Source organism: Bacillus sp. AP8, from assembly GCF_000321185.1.
Classification (GTDB): domain Bacteria; phylum Bacillota; class Bacilli; order Bacillales; family DSM-1321; genus Bacillus_AD; species Bacillus_AD massilioanorexius.
In genome coordinates this window covers 74,774-92,161 of record NZ_CAPG01000065.1, presented here as the reverse complement: position 1 = coordinate 92,161, position 17,388 = coordinate 74,774, and the positions used below count along the sequence as shown (strand labels likewise).

Below are 17,388 nucleotides of genomic sequence, written 5' to 3'. Positions count from 1 at the left end.
AAAGAAAGTTAATCATTTTGAATATAGAGTAAGGTCTAGCTCTAGAGTGTTTCTTTTGTCTGACCTCATACCTGTTAAGATCGGTAAGTCGATCCTTTGTGGTGAAATAATAGTAAGGTATAGAACATGATAGTGAATAATATTTTTTAGAACTAGATCAAAAAAGGGCCGGTGACGGTTTTTCTTAATAAGATAGGAGGTTGTAAATGGTGAGTGAAGCTTTTCAAAATCAGATACCACCGCAAAATATTGAAGCAGAACAAGCTGTATTAGGAGCAATATTTTTACAGCCTTCTTCTTTAATAGTTGCATCAGAGTTATTAATTCCAGAAGACTTCTATCGAATAGCACATCAAAAAATCTTTGAAGTTATGCTTAAACTGAATAATAGTGGAAGTGTCGTGGATTTAATTACCGTTACAGAGGAACTCGCTGCAACGAAAAGTTTAGAAGATGTTGGTGGGGTAGCATATCTAAGTGAATTGGCAGATTCAACACCTACAGCAGCGAATATAGAATACTATGCGAAGATAGTGGATGAAAAATCTTTATTGCGTAGAACGATTCGTGTGGCTACTCAAATTGTACAAGATGGTTACAGTAGAGAAGATGAAGTTGAAGCATACATTAGTGAAGCTGAGAAAAGCATTATGGAAGTTGCTCAGCAGAAAAATGCAGGTGCTTTTCAAAATATTAAAGATGTACTAGTTAGCGCATATGATAATATCGAGGTTCTTGCTAATAGAAAGGGAGATATAACGGGTATTCCTACAGGATTTGCAGAATTAGATCGAATGACAGCAGGATTTCAACGAAATGATTTAATTATCGTAGGAGCCAGACCTTCTGTTGGTAAAACCGCGTTTGCTCTTAATATTGCACAAAATGTTGCCACTAAGACTGAAGAAAACGTAGCGATATTTAGTTTGGAGATGGGAGCAGAACAGTTAGTTATGCGTATGATTTGTGCGGAAGGTAATATTAATGCGCAAAACTTAAGAACGGGTGCGTTAACAGATGAAGATTGGCGGAAACTCACCATGGCAATGGGAAGTTTATCAAATGCGGGAATTTTTATCGATGATACACCTGGTGTACGTATAGGAGATATTCGTTCAAAATGTCGTCGATTAAAACAAGAGCATGGCCTTGGAATGATTCTAATTGATTATTTGCAATTAATTCGAGGGGACGGTAATTCTGGAGAAAATCGTCAACAGGAAGTATCAGAGATTTCTCGTTCATTGAAAGCATTAGCTCGTGAATTGAAAGTACCTGTTATTGCCTTATCACAGCTCTCCCGTGGTGTTGAACAACGACAAGATAAAAGACCTATGATGTCTGATATCCGTGAATCTGGTAGTATTGAGCAGGATGCAGACATTGTAGCCTTTCTATATCGTGATGATTACTATGATAAAGAATCAGAGAACAAAAATATTATCGAAATCATCATTGCCAAACAACGTAACGGCCCAGTAGGAACGGTATCTCTCGCATTTGTTAAGGAATATAATAAATTCGTAAATTTAGAAACACGTTATGACGACTCAAATGTTCCACCTGGAGCATAAAAAAGGAAGCGATAAAATTTCGCTTCCTTTTTTTAATTATTGTTCATTACTAGAAGGCGCTTGCGCTTTTACAGTCCAATCTGACATCTGTCATGCTAGGGTTATAAGTCACTCTTAAGATGCTGGTTTATTTAAAAATACTTGACCTGGAACGTTGTTTGCTTGATCTTCAATTTCTAATAATTGACTAACAGTAACAAATTGATAGCCTTTTTGACTTAATTCTGTTAACACGCTATCTAGGGCTTGAGCAGTTGCGCTATGAATATCATGCATAAGAATGATACTTCCATTGCGTGTTTTTTCTCTTACAATTTTTTTAATCATCTCTTTATTATGATGTTTCCAATCCAGTGTATCCACAGACCAATTTACGATAGGACCGTTTAATACTTGTTTAACTTGGTCGTTGAATGCACCATATGGTGGTCGAATAGTAGCAGGAGCAACACCAGTAATTTTGGCAACAGCACTTGACGTATGATATATTTGATTTCGCAATTCCTGTTGACTTAAGCTTGTTAACTTTGGATGACTCCATGAATGATTTCCAATTTCATGTCCTTCATCAAAAGTACGCTTAACAATTTCAGGATAATACTCTACGCGGTTACCTAATACAAAGAACGTTGCTTTCGCCTTATGTTTTTTAAGAATATCTAAAATATAAGGTGTTAATTGATGATGAGGTCCATCATCAAATGTAATGGCAACATATTTTCCATCTGGTGATAAAGAGGATTTTTTCTCTTCTTTATTAGTCGTTGTATTAGATAGGATTTCTGTTTCATTTGAAAATACTTGTTCTAATGAGTGCATATATGAATCTTTTACGATACCATTTAAATCGTTTATAGCTACTTCTACTTTATATGGACCAATGGATTTAGGACCGATTTGTTTTTCTTTAAAATAAAAATCAAGAGAGTGGTTAGAGAAACTAAAGGATTCATAGTTGGCCACTTTAGGTGCAGTACCATCTATTACTCGATCATAGTTTGTTAATTTCATAGTTTTAGCGTCTTGAAGAATCTTATTCTGAGAAATATCAGCAATTTGCTGTAAGGACGAGTAATCTAGAAGTAATTCTTCTAAGGAAATTTGTTTCCCACTATTTAATTGGAAATTAAGCGTGTAATTTCTTTCGGTGCTTTCTTTTCCCGCTAATTTTACATTATTATTAAAAACAATGGATATGATATTATCAGATAGGTGGGTGATATCATAGTCTAATAAAAGCTCTGAATAGTCATTTCCTTTTGGCTGAATCTTTTGTGCATCATTTAGAAACTGTTTCTTATGCTCCTTTATAAATTCTCTAATTGTTAAATTAATTTGTTTTTGCTTTGTTCTTGGAAAATGAATGGCATATTTATATTTGTCGTACTCACCAATTTCTGTTTCGATTTCCATATTAGGATATTTGGATTCTTTAACAAAAGTTTGAATATGAGAATTTTCCTTTTTGCCTATCCCTTTTTCTTCCGATGTCCCTACACATGCAGTCGTAAATAACATTACAATAAGTGCAAGAATGACTGTTTTCCAATGCATTGTTGCAATCCCCCAGACGGTATTAATATATATAAATTAATGTTTATACATAAAATAGAAAGTAATAACTGATTTTTAGCTGTTGTTTATAGAATAGTTCGATTGTATTCGACATTTTCATTATACATGAAAAAGATGTATATTGATGTATTAAATTAGAAATTTATTACAATTGCACTATTACGAACAAATGAGTGTTTATTTAATATTAATGTTCGGTTTTGGTTGACTTTTTGGTAGTCAAACTGATAAAATAAGTATGTTTGATAGTATTTGTACAAATGTGAACCTTTGGAGGTGCAAGGATATGTCTTCAGTAGTAGTTGTGGGAACACAATGGGGAGATGAAGGTAAGGGCAAAATTACAGATTTTTTGTCAGAACATGCAGAAGCAATTGCTCGATATCAAGGTGGTAATAATGCTGGTCATACAATTAAATTTAATGGTGTAACGTATAAATTGCATCTAATTCCATCAGGAATTTTTTATAGTGATAAAATTTGTGTTATTGGAAATGGAATGGTAGTTGATCCAAAGGCACTTATTCAAGAGTTAGAATATTTGCACAAACAAGGGATTACGACTGATAATCTTCGTATAAGCAACCGTGCACACATTATTCTACCTTATCATATCAAGCTTGATGAGGTTGAAGAAGATCGTAAAGGTGATAATAAAATTGGTACTACGAAAAAAGGTATCGGCCCTGCATACATGGATAAAGCAGCTCGCATGGGTATCCGTATGGCGGATCTTTTAGATCGTGAAGTATTTGAAGAAAAATTAGCACATAACTTAAAAGAAAAAAATCGCCTACTTGAAAAGTTTTATGAAACAGAAGGCTTTACTTTAGAAGAAATTTTAGATGAGTATTATGAATATGGTCAACAAATTGAAAAATATGTTTGTGATACTTCTGTTGTATTAAATGATGCACTAGATGAAGGACGTCGTGTTCTTTTTGAAGGTGCACAAGGTGTAATGCTTGATATCGATCAAGGTACGTATCCATTCGTTACTTCTTCAAATCCTGTAGCAGGTGGGGTAACGATCGGATCTGGTGTAGGTCCATCTAAAATTGACCATGTAGTAGGTGTATGTAAGGCATATACTTCTCGTGTTGGTGATGGCCCGTTCCCTACAGAATTACATGATGAAATCGGTCATCAAATTCGTGAAGTAGGTCGTGAATACGGTACAACAACAGGGCGTCCACGCCGTGTAGGTTGGTTTGACTCTGTCGTTGTTCGCCACGCTCGTCGTGTAAGTGGTATTACAGATTTATCACTAAATTCAATCGATGTATTGACAGGTATTGAAACAGTGAAAATTTGTGTAGCATACCGTTATGGTGATCAAGTGATTGAAGAATATCCAGCAAACTTACGTATTCTTGCGAAATGTGAGCCAATTTATGAAGAATTACCAGGTTGGACAGAAGACATTACAGGAGTTAAATCATTAGGAGAACTTCCTGCTAATGCTCGTCATTATGTTGAACGAGTTTCACAATTAACTGGTATTCCATTATCTACATTCTCTGTTGGTCCAGACCGTACACAAACAAACGTAGTTAACAATCCTTGGAGAAGATAATAAATTATGAAACAATCTTTCCTTTCTTAGAGAGGGAAGATTGTTTTATTTTATAGAAGGCTGTTTTTATATAAGTTCAGTGAATAAAATTAGCATCCAAAAGCGGAATTCAGCTCAGCCTATTCACTACTTGTTCATAGGCAGCAAACTATACAAAAAGGTTTATAGAAACATCATTTCATTAGCTAGTAGCCATATTAGCTAATTTTTTTATGTTGTAGGGCTCAACTATACGCTAAGTAAAAGTAAAACTCTAAAAGAAACAATTTTGTTACCTATAAATAGCTTATAGTATAAAAGTAGGAATATAAAAAATCACCGTTTCACGTGAAACTATGCAGAAGCTTTATCCGTACGTATAGTTATCGAATGGAGGGATAAATTGGAACGAATCAGTAGAGTATTGGAATATCGTTTATGGAAAGGTCACGATCAATATATTCCGTTATATTTTTATGAAAATATAGAATTAGAACAAATATTAGCTCGAAGAGAATGCGAGTTCTTTGTGAAAAATGGGGTGACTTATAAGCAACTATCATCTGCCATTGAGCAAGATTTATATGTTATTTATGTTGAGATATTTGAAGAGAATGCACCAGAAATATTACAAGAAGAAAAAAATAAGGGCATTTCTTTAGAAATTCGTGAATTAAATGCGATGAAGAATCATCCAATAGTTCAAATAGTAAGTAAGGAAAATCATTTAGATATATTGAGTATGATTGGATCATCCTTTTTATATGTAAATCATCAAGAATGGCAAAGGGATAGTGCAGAGTTAGATGAAGATCGTTTAACTTATGTCTTATACGGTACGCCTACTGGATATGAGTGGGAGGGTGAATGGAAGTGAAGAAGACAACAAAAATGATGGCTGGAGTAATGGCCACATTAATGACAGTTACCACAACGGCTTGTGAAAATGAAAGTCGCCCTGATAAACCAAAAGATACATCGTGTGATGATTGGGAATGGGATAAAGAAACGGGAACTTATTATTGTGATGATAGTAGTTCAAGTGTGTATAGAAGTTACTATCATGGAGGAAGGGTTTATAAATCCAAAACGTCATTGAAAGCCGATGATACGTACAAAACTTACAAAAGTAGTTATAAATCTGGAATTGGCAGTGGAACTAAGGGAGGTTTTGGAGGTTAAAGATGAATAGTCATGCTCTAAAACGAAAAGAAGTCTATGAAAATGTTCAAGATTTTTGGCATGATCTCTATGATACAGAATATGCATTATTGGATGTGAAAATTGAGAGTAAAAAGAAAATAGCTAATATTCGAACAGCTACGGATCGTATTGGTCATATTTTTTTCAAAATGGCGTTCTTATTACGTCAGTTGGATGATCAAACTCTTCTTCAGCTTGGTTTTCCTAGACAAACGCTATCATTCATTCGATTCAAGCAAATTCCATTTGAAACCGTCATTGCTAGAATAGATTTAGTAGTCTTAAATAATGAAATAAAATTATTAGAATTAAATAGTGATACACCAACTTTTATTAAAGAAACCTTTCATGTTAATCAATTTATTTGTAATGAACTATTTTGTGATAATCCTAATCATTTATTAGAAAAGCAATTATCGTATAGTATTCATCAGGCAATTCTTTCTTCATTACAAAGTATTGGAGCACCTGAAAATGGAAAGGTTGTATTTACTTCACATGGCGATCATGAAGAAGACTATTATACGACTCTTTATCTTATGGAGATTTGTCAAATAGAAGCCGAATACGTACCTTTGCATCACCTGAAGATTGTTCCTGAAAATATTAGCAAGGACGGAAAAGTTGTATTGGAAAAAGGTGTTTATACAGCTAATAATGAAAAAATTGCTGTTTTATACAGACAAACGTATCCAATTGAACATTTAGTAGACGATAAAGATCCTGATACAGATGAACAAGTAGGAGAAATGTTACTTAAATTAGTAGAAGAGAAGCAAGTGGCTATTCTTAATCCTCCTTCTAGTTTTTTATTACAATCCAAAGCTATTATGGCAATTATTTGGGGTCTTCATGAACAGAACCATGAGTACTATTCAAAGGAAGAGCATGAATGGATTCAAGCATATTTTTTACCAACCTATTTAGATGCAGAACCATTTCTGGAAAAAGAGGAAGCGTTTGTAAGAAAACCTTCCTTTGGTCGAGAAGGAGATACGATTGAGATATATAGCGGTGATGGAACAAAGCAATTAGAGGACCAAAATAAAACTTATAATCAATCATTATCAGTGTATCAAAAGTATATTGATCTTCCGGAGTGCAGTGTGAAAACAGTAGAGGGTGAAAAATTATTTCGTTATATGTACGGTTGCTTCTTGTTAAATGGAAAATCTGCTGCAATAGGTGTTCGAGTGGGCGGTCAAATTACCAATAATGCTTCATATTTTTTACCTGTCGGAATTGAAAAAGGAGGAAAATCATAAATGTCACAGTTTATTTCAGTAGATGCCATGTTGAATTTTTTAGCACATGCTGGTGTTGGTTTTATATTAATTATTTTAGGGTTGATAGCTTTTGCTTTAACAACCAAGTTTTCCGAGCTTCAACTTATTAAGGAAGGAAATTTAGCAGTTGCTCTGAAATTATGGGGGAAGGCTATAGGGTTAGCTATTATTATATATACAGTTTGGTCCGATAGTATAAGTTTACTGGATGCTTTTATTTGGGGTTTGATTGGAATTGCTGTTCAAGTGTTTTCTTACTTAATTATTGAATTAATTCTTAGACCTATTATTAAGCTAGAACAGAAAGTGGAAGAGGGTAATCTTGCTGTCGGTTTTAGTCTGTTTTCTCTAGCCATTGTTGTTGGAATTGTCGTTGGAGCTAGTTTAACGTATTAATTATTTTAATAAAATGATTATCAGAATGAGGGCACTTTTTTATCAAATATTTTTTATGAAGTCTCTCTAAATGTACAAAAGCTCCTTTTAAATGAGAGACTTGATAAAAAATTGCTAGATAGTTATATAGTTGATCAAAGGGAAATGAGAAGGATTGTTACACGATAAATTTTCAGAATAAACTTTTTTAGAAAAACATATTGCAATTAAAATAGAAGCTATGCTATTATTAAAAACGTCGCTGATGACAGTAATTGTTTTGAGCCATTAGCTCAGTTGGTAGAGCATCTGACTTTTAATCAGAGGGTCGAAGGTTCGAATCCTTCATGGCTCACCATTTTGTGTGGCCCGTTGGTCAAGCGGTTAAGACACCGCCCTTTCACGGCGGTAACACGGGTTCGAATCCCGTACGGGTCATCGGCAACGTAAAAGCTAGCAAATAACTGGCAAGGACGGTTAGACTGTTAGCTTTTACTTTATATAGATTAGTAGTTTTTGGTCCCGTGGTGTAGCGGTTAACATGCCTGCCTGTCACGCAGGAGATCGCGGGTTCGATTCCCGTCGGGACCGTCTCAAATAAAAACGCCTATTTTAGGCGTTTTTATTTTTGTCTGAGATGCAGAGAGTAATGAAGATGAATTTTTATTACAAAATCATTATTTTTGTAATAAAGAAGAAGTGTGGTTTCGACAAAAATTAATAAATATATGGGGAAAAAGAGCTTTTTTTTATGAAATTTGATACACAAGCATGTATTATGTAACTATTTATACATTTATATTACATTATAGAGACTCCTCCTTTTTTAAATCTGAATTATGTTAAAGTTTAGTAGGTGTAATGGTGGACTAGTAAGTAGGCCATAAGTGATACACTTAAGAACTTTCAAGCAGACATAAGGAGGAAGTTTGGTGTCGTTGTTACAAAAATTCGATTTAGCAAATTACAAAAATCAAATGAAGAAGGCAATGCTCTTAACAATTGCATTCTCAACATTTTCAATACAACATACTGCATCAGCAGAAGAAAATAATGATATTACAACTATTTATCATGTTTATAAAGATGGAACTCTTCTAGGGAGCATTACTGAAAATGATAAGCAGAAATTATATCAACAATTATCTCAAAAAATAGATCAAACGAAAAAAACTTTTCCAAAATATCAATTAGAAATTGATCCTGATGTGACTTTTATCCCAGAACAAGTTTTCCATGTTCCTGAGGAACTACCTCAAATAGTTGATAATCTAGCAAATACAATCCAAGTAGAAACAAATGTTCAAGCTTTACAAATAGATGGAAAAGAAACCGTATATCTTCCAACAGAAGCTGAAATGAATCAACTTTTACGCAAGTTTACTTTGCAATTTGTAACGGAATTAGAGCTTACTCAATATGAAAAAGAGAAGACACAAAATACTAACGCATTAACAGCGGTAGGAACAAAAATTAAAAATATTGAACTTTTAAATGAAGTGAAAATAGTAAATTCAGCTGTTTTACCGGACAAAATTTTTACGGAATCAGAGGCTTTGAATTATTTAAATAAAGGTACGACTGAATTAAAATCATATACGGTTCAAAGTGGAGATGTACTTAGTTCAATAGCAAAAGCTTACCAAGTAAGTACTGAAGAGCTGTTAGTTATTAATCCGTCTTTGAATGAAGATACAGTACTAAAAACTGGACAAAGAATACAAGTCAAAACTTCTAAACCAGCTCTTCAAATGAGAGTTGTTAAAGAAGTTTTTAAAGAACAGGATATTCCTTTTGAAAAGAGAGTTGTAGAGTCTAATTCTTTAGAAAAGGGAAAAACTAAAATTCAACAAGCTGGTCAAAATGGTGTAAAACAACTTCATTATGAAGTGACACAAACAAACGGTAAACAAACATCTCAAAATATCTTTTCTAATGCAGTAACGAAAGAACCAACAGAGGAAATTAGTATAAGAGGTACAAAAGAAACTTCAATTGGTAGTGGACAGTTAACTTGGCCAACTGTTGGAGGTTATGTAACTAGTGAGGTAGGAACTCGTTGGGGGAAAATGCATAAAGGGATTGATATTGCAGGTCCAAGTAACCGTGCCATAAAAGCTGCTGATAATGGAGTAGTTGTTTCAGCTGGATATAATAATGGAGGTTATGGAAATAAAGTTGTCATTGATCATGGTAATGGTATGAGAACTATATATGCTCATTTAAATTCTATTAGTGTGAAGGCAGGTCAAATCGTATCTGCAGGCTCCCAAATTGGTATTATGGGTTCTACAGGTAATTCGACAGGTGTTCATTTACACTTTGAATTATATGTAAATGGTCAGTTAACGAATCCGATGAGTTATTTTAACTAAGTGGATTAAATAAAGTCTTTTACCATAAAACACATTCATTTTATGCATATGAGAGGGTATCCAAAAGTTATCGTTTTTTGGATACCCTCTTACCTTTTATTTAAGGCTTTGTTTGGCTTCTTTATAGTTTCTCATTTCAATATTGTATTAATAAAAGTGGCGAAGCTCTTATAAGAAAATCAATAGATGAAAAATAAATACAATATAAAGTGTTAAGAAGTTACAAAAGTAAATGACCATTGTATTTGGTAGCCTATCTTTTTAGAAGAGTGGAAAATGCTAGATTTTTGTCTATATAAATCAGCCATATTATTAAATAGAGCTTATTTTAAAAAGATGAATTACACCCGTTTACATGATAAAGTATTATATAGGATAGAGTTTAATCATTCTTAGTTTACGTTCATATAGAAGAAATACAAAAGAGCAAAGGAGATTTTCAAATGGAAAAAAAGATCCTTGTAATAGACGATGAAAAACCAATTGCAGATATAATCGAATTCAATCTTAAAAAGGAAGGTTTCGAAGTACACTGTGCGTATGACGGAAATGAAGCTTTACTTAAAGTAGAAGAAATTCATCCAGATTTAATTCTACTAGATATCATGCTTCCAGGAAGAGATGGAATGGAAGTTTGTCGAGAAGTGCGTAAAAAATATGACACACCTATCATTATGCTGACAGCGAAAGATTCAGAAATCGACAAGGTTCTTGGTCTAGAGCTAGGGGCAGATGATTATGTAACAAAACCATTTAGTACCCGCGAGCTGTTGGCAAGGGTAAAAGCAAATTTAAGAAGACAGCAAACAATCGTGAATCAAAGTGTTGAAGAAGAGGAGCCAAAAGAAATATCAATTGGTTCTCTTACGATACATCCTGATGCTTATGTTGTTTCGAAGCGTGAGGAAACAATTGAGCTTACCCACAGAGAATTTGAACTGCTGCATTATCTAGCAAAACATATTGGACAGGTAATGACTAGAGAGCATTTACTACAAACGGTATGGGGTTACGATTACTATGGTGATGTACGTACAGTGGATGTAACAGTTCGCCGTTTACGAGAAAAGATTGAGGACAATCCAAGTCATCCTGGCTGGATCGTAACGAGAAGAGGAGTAGGTTACTACTTGCGTAATCCTGAACAGGAGTAAAAACAAATGAAAAAAGTAGGATTTTTTCGTTCTATTCACTTAAAGTTTGTACTGATTTATGTACTACTTATACTTGTTGCGATGCAAATAATTGGTGTGTACTTTGTCGATCGTCTAGAAGATCGATTGATTACCAATTTTAAAAACTCGTTAAAGGAAAAAGTAAATTTATTAGCATATAACGTGGAAGAAGAAATGGTCAAAGAGCGTGTTGAAGGGGAGTCATCAAAACTAGAAGATGATATTAAGTCCATCTTGTATGATTTTACTTCTGGTGATATTTCAGAAGTACGTGTAATTGATAGTCGTAGTCGAATTCTAGGAACGTCAGATTCTGAAAATCAAGGAGTCGTTGGAAAAAGAACAAAGGATCGTTTGATTTCACAAACTATTGTATTAGGGCAAGAAAATGGACGAGTAGTATTTGATCCTGAAACGAAAAAGCGTGTTTGGATCCTTTCTACACCTATCGAATCCAACGATGAAGTAATTGGAGCTATATACTTAGAAGCCAAAATTGAGAATGTCTTTGTACAGTTGCGAGAAATTAATAATATTTTTGCAACTGGGACAGCTATTGCACTTGGTGTAACAGCTGTGTTAGGAATTCTATTAGCTCAAACCGTTACTCGACCAATGTCAGATATGAGAAAGCAAGCTTTGGCGATGGCAAAAGGAAACTTCACTCGAAAAGTTAAAGTATATGGTGATGACGAAATTGGTCAGTTAGCCATTACCTTTAATAGTTTGACGAAAAAAATACAAGATGCGCAGTCTACAACAGAAGGCGAGAGAAGAAAGCTAGCATCGGTATTAGCCTTTATGACAGATGGTGTTATTGCATCTGATCGTAAAGGACGAGTTATTTTAATTAATGAGCCAGCTGCTCAATTATTAGATGTTTCACGTGAAACAGTATTATCGACTTCTATTGTTTCTTTGTTAGGTTTAGAAAAAGAATATACATTTGAAGATTTATTAGCCCTCCAAGACTCTATTACATTAGACTTTAGCACGGAAGAAGAGCATTACGTATTACGAGCAAATTTTTCTGTTATTCAAAAAGAAACAGGCTTTGTAAATGGTCTTATAACCGTTCTACATGATATTACAGAGCAAGAAAAAATTGACGAAGAGCGTCGAGAATTTGTTGCAAATGTTTCACATGAATTAAGAACACCATTAACAACTATGAGAAGTTATTTGGAAGCTTTAGCCGATGGTGCGTGGAAGGATGAAAATTTGGCGCCTAATTTCCTAAGCGTTACTCAAAATGAAACAGAACGAATGATTCGATTAGTAAATGATTTACTACAGTTATCTAAGATGGATAGCAAAGATTATAAGCTGAAGAAAGACTGGGTAGATTTTAGCGAGTTCTTTAACCATATTATTGATCGTTTTGAGATGGGAAAAGAAGGTCATATTACCTTCAAGCGCATCATACCGAAGAAAACGATTTTTGTCGAAATAGATGAAGATAAGATTACACAAGTTTTATACAATACGATATCCAATGCAATTAAATATTCTCCAGAGGGTGGACAATTAACCTTCAAGTTACGAGAATTAGAAGGTTATATTGAAGTGAGTATACGAGATCAAGGTGTTGGGATACCTAAAGATAAGCTAGATAAGATTTTTGAACGTTTTTATCGCGTAGATAAAGCGCGTGCGAGAAATTTAGGTGGGACTGGATTAGGTCTAGCGATTGCCAAGGAGATGGTGATTGCACATGAAGGGAAAATATGGGCAAAAAGTCAAGAGGGAGTGGGAACAACGATTTTCTTCACTCTACCTTATGATATAGACCAAGAGGACGAGTGGTTATGAATAAAGAAATAATTAAATCGTTTATCCTTGCCGTTTTAGTTGCATTAAGTGCGTTTTTAACATGGAATATTTGGACATACTCACCTAATATATCGAAAATAGGTCAAAAAGAATATATACAAGAGGTTGCTATTTCGAATAAGCAAGAAATTGCTAGTATTATTAAACCTTTTCAATTTGTTTATCATAGTGGAAATCAATTATATGGTACGAAGGAAGAAGATACGATTAATCGAATCATGAAAGATATCTCTTCATGGACATTTTATGGTTTTAAAGATATATCTGGAAGTATTTCAACTCATGACTGGCAAGGCTTCTTACAAGAGCCTGGTATGAGTGAATTATTATTTTCAAGTAGTATTCCATTCTCATTATATAAACAAGTTATCAACATCGAAGATCGTGAAATACCTGATTTAGACTTTGATCGAATTTTTATTCAAACTTCTGATGAAGAAAAAGAAAACCAAGTATTTTTTGTTTCTGAATCGAAAAAAAGAGTGTATAAATTTAGTGTAGATATATCTCATTTAAATAAGTACACAACGCATTTGGAAGATTTAATGACGAAAATGAGTCTTTATACTGAAATTAAAGTACGGGATAGTAAGTTTATTTATTTACCAAGTGATGAAACAAAAATTAGTAAATACAAATATAAGCCTAAAACAATTCCACTTGAAAAATTTAAGGCTGCTTTGTTTTCTGATCCAAGTAGTGTAAAACAAGAGTATACAGCTAGAGGCGATGAGTATACAGATGGATCTAGCTTAATGACTGTAAATAACGATACGATGAAATTAAATTATATTAATCCACGAAGAAATAAGGATTATTCGATTACGCCTTCTGAGTTATTAAAGAAAAGCATTGATTTTATTAATGAGCATTCAGGTTGGGAAGATAATTATCGATTTGCAGAATTGGACGAAAAGGCACAAAAAACCACATTTCGTTTATTTGTCCATGGGTTACCAGTTTTTAATGACGCTGGAATGTCGGAAGTGGAACAAATTTGGTCGAAAGATGAGATATTGACATACAATCGTCCATTTTTTACTTTAGATACACCTTTAGCCTTTGAGAGTGAGAAAGTAACTTTACCTTCTGGCCAAAAGGCATTTGATATGATAAAAAATATGAAGGAATTTAAACCAGATTTATTAGAAAATATGTCGATTGGTTATAAAATGTTTAAAGACCCAGAAGAACCACAACTGTTGGCTTTAGAACCAGCTTGGTTTTATAAGTATAATGGAGAATGGAAACAATTAAATGTGCAGCAATCAGGAGGAATGATAAATGGATTGGAGTAAAACAAAAACAATCTTCATTGCAGTTTTCCTCGTGCTAAATATATTCCTTCTCTATCAATATGTTGAAAAGGTTAGTTCAAATAAGTTAGAGACTTTATCAGAATCTACCTTAGATGAATTATTAGCTGAAAATGAAATCAAAATTAATGAGCTGCCTAAGAAGGTAACGAAAGAGCAATATTTAAGCGGAAAAAGTAAAACGTTTAAAAGAGAAGACTTAAAAAAGCTTAAAGGTCAGAAAAAGGCTATTATTTTCAATGAGGTAAAAATCTACTCGAAGCTGGATAAGCCTTTTCCTTTAGGAGAAAAGCTTCATTCAGAAGCGCTAGATGCTCTAGTAAAAGAAAGTGTTCTTAACGGAGATCAGTATAAGTTCTGGAAGGTTGAAGAGGACTCAAATAGTATTGTGTATTATCAAACCTACGAGGATAAAGTTATTTTTGATAATACGAATGCTAAATTAACTTTGTATATCAATGGTAAAAGAGAAGTTGATTCATACGAGCAAACATATATCGAAAATATTGAGCCATTTAATGAAAAAGAAGAGGTTTTAACAGCTGAAAAAGCGATTGAAACGATCTATAAGAAAGGTTTTTTACCTGCTAAAAGTGAGATTTCAAAGGTTGAAATCGGCTATTATAATCTAGCATTGCTAACCGCTTCTCATGTATTGACGCCTACCTGGCATATTGTTTTGAACGGTGAAGAAGATTTATTTGTTAATGCAATTGATGGACAAATTATTCAGCTAGATGAAGAAGATGAGGAAATACCTAATACAGAAGATACAGATGAAACAAATGAGATATTAAATGGAGATCAACATAAATTGGAGTGAAGGTAGATGGCCATGCATTTTAGTGTACTTGCAAGCGGAAGTACGGGAAATGCGTTTTATGTAGAGACAGAAAAAGAACGTATTTTAGTAGATGCTGGATTGAGTGGAAAAGGGATGGAGGGGCTGTTTCAACAAATCGGAAGAAACCTTTCTGACTTAACAGCTGTGCTAGTGACTCATGAACATAGTGATCATATTAAAGGTTTAGGAGTTATTGCTCGAAAATATAAATTGCCTATATATGCTAATGAGAAAACATGGAGAGCAATGGAAAGTCATATTGGTGAAATTGCTACCGATCAGAAGTTTGTTTTTAATATGGAAACTGTTAAAACATTTGGTAATTTAGACGTAGAATCATTTGGAGTTTCACATGATGCTGCAGAGCCTATGTTTTATGTTTTTCATCACGAGGGAAAAAAGGTCGCTTTAATGACGGATACAGGCTATGTAAGCGATCGTATGAAAGGTGTCATTTCGAACGCAAATTGTTTTGTATTCGAAAGTAATCATGACGTAGGAATGCTTCGAATGGGAAGATATCCATGGAGTGTAAAGCGAAGAATACTTAGTGATGTTGGACATGTATCGAATGAAGATGCAGCGTTAGCAATGAGCGAAGTGATTGGTGATCAAACAAAACGTATTTATTTGGCACATTTAAGTCTTGACAACAATATGAAAGACTTAGCACGAATGTCTGTTACGCAAACTTTAGAAGGTCAAGGTCTCATAGTAGGAGAAGGCTTTTCTTTATATGATACAGATCCCAAAAAGGCAACTGAGTTAGTATTAGTCTAGTATGAAAAAAGAGTATCAAACATGGTAAACCATGTTTGATACTCTTTTTTATTTTGCAGATATAAATGGAATTAACAAGCTGGATACTAGTCAGTCTGACAGAAGAATTTCATCCTATATATAAGACTTATCTATTGTAATTTAGATAGTTAATCTCGAAAAAAATTGGCAATAATAATAGAGGACTATAGCAGTAGAAAAGTATGATGTGAAAGGTGCTGAGGAGAATGGATGATTATAATCAAGATTTTGATTATGCTCCAAAGAGAAAACATAAGAAATTTAATAAAACAGGTTATTTTTTATCAGGTTTAGCTGGTGTCATAGTAGGAGCATTATTGGTAGGATTTTTATTTCCCAATTTAGGAAATGATGATGGAAACACTTCATTTGTACAACCAAAAAATAAACAAACTATGTCTGTAGATATAACAACATCTGTAACAGCAGCCTATAAAAAAGCCGCTGATGCTGTTGTAGGGATTACAAATATTCAAGAAGCGACTATATTGAATCAAGGTGGAGCAGCCGGGACAGGATCGGGTGTTGTCTATAAAAAGGAAAATGGAAAAGCTTTTATTATTACAAATCATCACGTAATCGAAGGGGCAACTACTTTGGAAGTATCTTTAACGGATGGCACAAAAGTTCCAGCGAAGATACTAGGAAGTGATATTTGGACTGATTTGGCTGTCATTCAAATTGATGCAAAAGATGTGAAAACGGTAGCGGAATTTGGTGATTCAGATGCATTAAAACCAGGAGAGCCTGTAATAGCTATAGGAAATCCGCTAGGTTTACAATTCTCTGGATCAGTGACTCAAGGTATCATTTCAGGTTTAGAGAGAACAATCGAAATCGATATCAATGAAGATGGAGTTGTTGATTGGAATGCTGAAGTACTTCAAACAGATGCAGCCATTAATCCAGGAAATAGTGGAGGAGCGCTAGTTAATATGGATGGACAGCTTGTTGGTATTAACTCCATGAAGATTGCAGAGCAAGCTGTAGAAGGAATTGGGCTAGCCATTCCGGTTAATGCAGCCATTCCTATTGTTGAAGCTATTGAAAAATATGGTGAAGTAAAACGACCATATTTAGGAGTAAGTCTACTTCCTTTAACGGATGTTTCACAATACCACCGGAACCAGACGCTTCATCTCCCAGCTGATGTAAAAGAAGGAATTGCTATTACAAATGTAGAACCAAATTCTCCAGCTGCAAGAGGGGGGATTAAATTATACGATGTAATCGTAGAAATGGATGGAGAAAAAATAAACGACATGGCGAGTTTCCGGACACATTTATACGAAAAGAAAAAAATTGGAGATACATTAGAAATAAAGCTTTATCGTAATGGAAAAGCTCAGACAATTAAAGTCACGTTACAAGGAGAAACTTTATAAATTCTTGAATAGTGTGGAGAGTATATTTTGAAGAAGCGTGTTAAAAGTAAGTGTAAAACAACTTTTAACACGTTTTTTCTCTTCAATCTTT

Annotated in this window: 14 protein-coding genes and 3 tRNA genes; 16 read left to right on the top strand and 1 reads right to left on the bottom strand. The window is 34.0% G+C overall.

What is annotated here, in order from left to right:
• Positions 1-206 precede the first annotated feature (206 nt).
• A complete protein-coding gene (gene dnaB / locus BN349_RS16185; protein WP_019243378.1) occupies positions 207-1,574 on the top strand; it encodes a replicative DNA helicase in 1,368 nt (455 codons plus the stop codon).
• 114 nt (positions 1,575-1,688) lie between these two features.
• Here dnaB and BN349_RS16180 read toward each other — a convergent pair whose 3' ends face one another.
• The gene (locus tag BN349_RS16180) at positions 1,689-3,128 is read right to left on the bottom strand and encodes a polysaccharide deacetylase family protein (protein ID WP_019243377.1); all 1,440 of its coding nucleotides are present in this window, start codon (positions 3,126-3,128) and stop codon (positions 1,689-1,691) included.
• Positions 3,129-3,435: 307 nt separating this feature from the next.
• Between BN349_RS16180 and BN349_RS16175 the strand changes: the two genes are divergently transcribed.
• The 15 genes from BN349_RS16175 (at position 3,436) to BN349_RS16105 (ending at position 17,297) form a co-directional block, all read left to right on the top strand.
• The gene (locus tag BN349_RS16175; RefSeq protein ID WP_019243376.1) at positions 3,436-4,725 is read left to right on the top strand and encodes an adenylosuccinate synthase; all 1,290 of its coding nucleotides are present in this window, start codon (positions 3,436-3,438) and stop codon (positions 4,723-4,725) included.
• A 382-nt stretch (positions 4,726-5,107) separates the two neighbouring features.
• Entirely contained in the window at positions 5,108-5,581 is a 474-nt protein-coding gene (locus BN349_RS16170) for a hypothetical protein (protein ID WP_019243375.1), read from the top strand.
• On the top strand, positions 5,572-5,886 hold the full coding sequence (locus BN349_RS16165; RefSeq protein ID WP_019243374.1) for a hypothetical protein: 315 nt from the start codon (positions 5,572-5,574) through the stop codon (positions 5,884-5,886). Before BN349_RS16170 ends, BN349_RS16165 begins: the two co-directional genes overlap by 10 nt.
• A gap of 2 nt (positions 5,887-5,888) precedes the next feature.
• The gene (locus tag BN349_RS16160; RefSeq protein WP_019243373.1) at positions 5,889-7,172 is read left to right on the top strand and encodes a glutathionylspermidine synthase family protein; all 1,284 of its coding nucleotides are present in this window, start codon (positions 5,889-5,891) and stop codon (positions 7,170-7,172) included.
• Entirely contained in the window at positions 7,173-7,589 is a 417-nt protein-coding gene (locus BN349_RS16155) for a DUF350 domain-containing protein (protein ID WP_019243372.1), read from the top strand.
• 261 nt (positions 7,590-7,850) lie between these two features.
• Positions 7,851-7,926, top strand: a tRNA-Lys gene (locus tag BN349_RS16150).
• Between the two features lie 8 nt (positions 7,927-7,934).
• Positions 7,935-8,006: transfer RNA gene (locus BN349_RS16145), tRNA-Glu, on the top strand.
• An 80-nt stretch (positions 8,007-8,086) separates the two neighbouring features.
• A tRNA-Asp gene (locus BN349_RS16140) sits at positions 8,087-8,159 on the top strand.
• 341 nt (positions 8,160-8,500) lie between these two features.
• Positions 8,501-9,943 carry a M23 family metallopeptidase gene (locus tag BN349_RS24115; protein ID WP_019243371.1) on the top strand — a complete coding sequence of 481 codons (1,443 nt, stop codon included), beginning with the start codon at positions 8,501-8,503 and terminating at the stop codon, positions 9,941-9,943.
• A 443-nt stretch (positions 9,944-10,386) separates the two neighbouring features.
• The gene (gene yycF, locus BN349_RS16130) at positions 10,387-11,097 is read left to right on the top strand and encodes a response regulator YycF (RefSeq protein WP_019243370.1); all 711 of its coding nucleotides are present in this window, start codon (positions 10,387-10,389) and stop codon (positions 11,095-11,097) included.
• A 6-nt stretch (positions 11,098-11,103) separates the two neighbouring features.
• A complete protein-coding gene (gene walK / locus BN349_RS16125; RefSeq protein ID WP_019243369.1) occupies positions 11,104-12,930 on the top strand; it encodes a cell wall metabolism sensor histidine kinase WalK in 1,827 nt (608 codons plus the stop codon).
• Positions 12,927-14,249: a YycH family regulatory protein gene (locus BN349_RS16120; protein WP_019243368.1), complete on the top strand. Its 1,323-nt coding sequence runs from the start codon at positions 12,927-12,929 to the stop codon at positions 14,247-14,249. Before walK ends, BN349_RS16120 begins: the two co-directional genes overlap by 4 nt.
• Positions 14,236-15,090 (top strand): two-component system regulatory protein YycI, encoded by an 855-nt coding sequence (locus BN349_RS24110; protein ID WP_019243367.1) that lies wholly within the window; start codon positions 14,236-14,238, stop codon positions 15,088-15,090. Before BN349_RS16120 ends, BN349_RS24110 begins: the two co-directional genes overlap by 14 nt.
• 6 nt (positions 15,091-15,096) lie before the next feature.
• On the top strand, positions 15,097-15,891 hold the full coding sequence (locus tag BN349_RS16110) for an MBL fold metallo-hydrolase (RefSeq protein WP_019243366.1): 795 nt from the start codon (positions 15,097-15,099) through the stop codon (positions 15,889-15,891).
• Positions 15,892-16,118: 227 nt separating this feature from the next.
• The gene (locus tag BN349_RS16105) at positions 16,119-17,297 is read left to right on the top strand and encodes a S1C family serine protease (protein WP_019243365.1); all 1,179 of its coding nucleotides are present in this window, start codon (positions 16,119-16,121) and stop codon (positions 17,295-17,297) included.
• Positions 17,298-17,388: the final 91 nt, after the last annotated feature.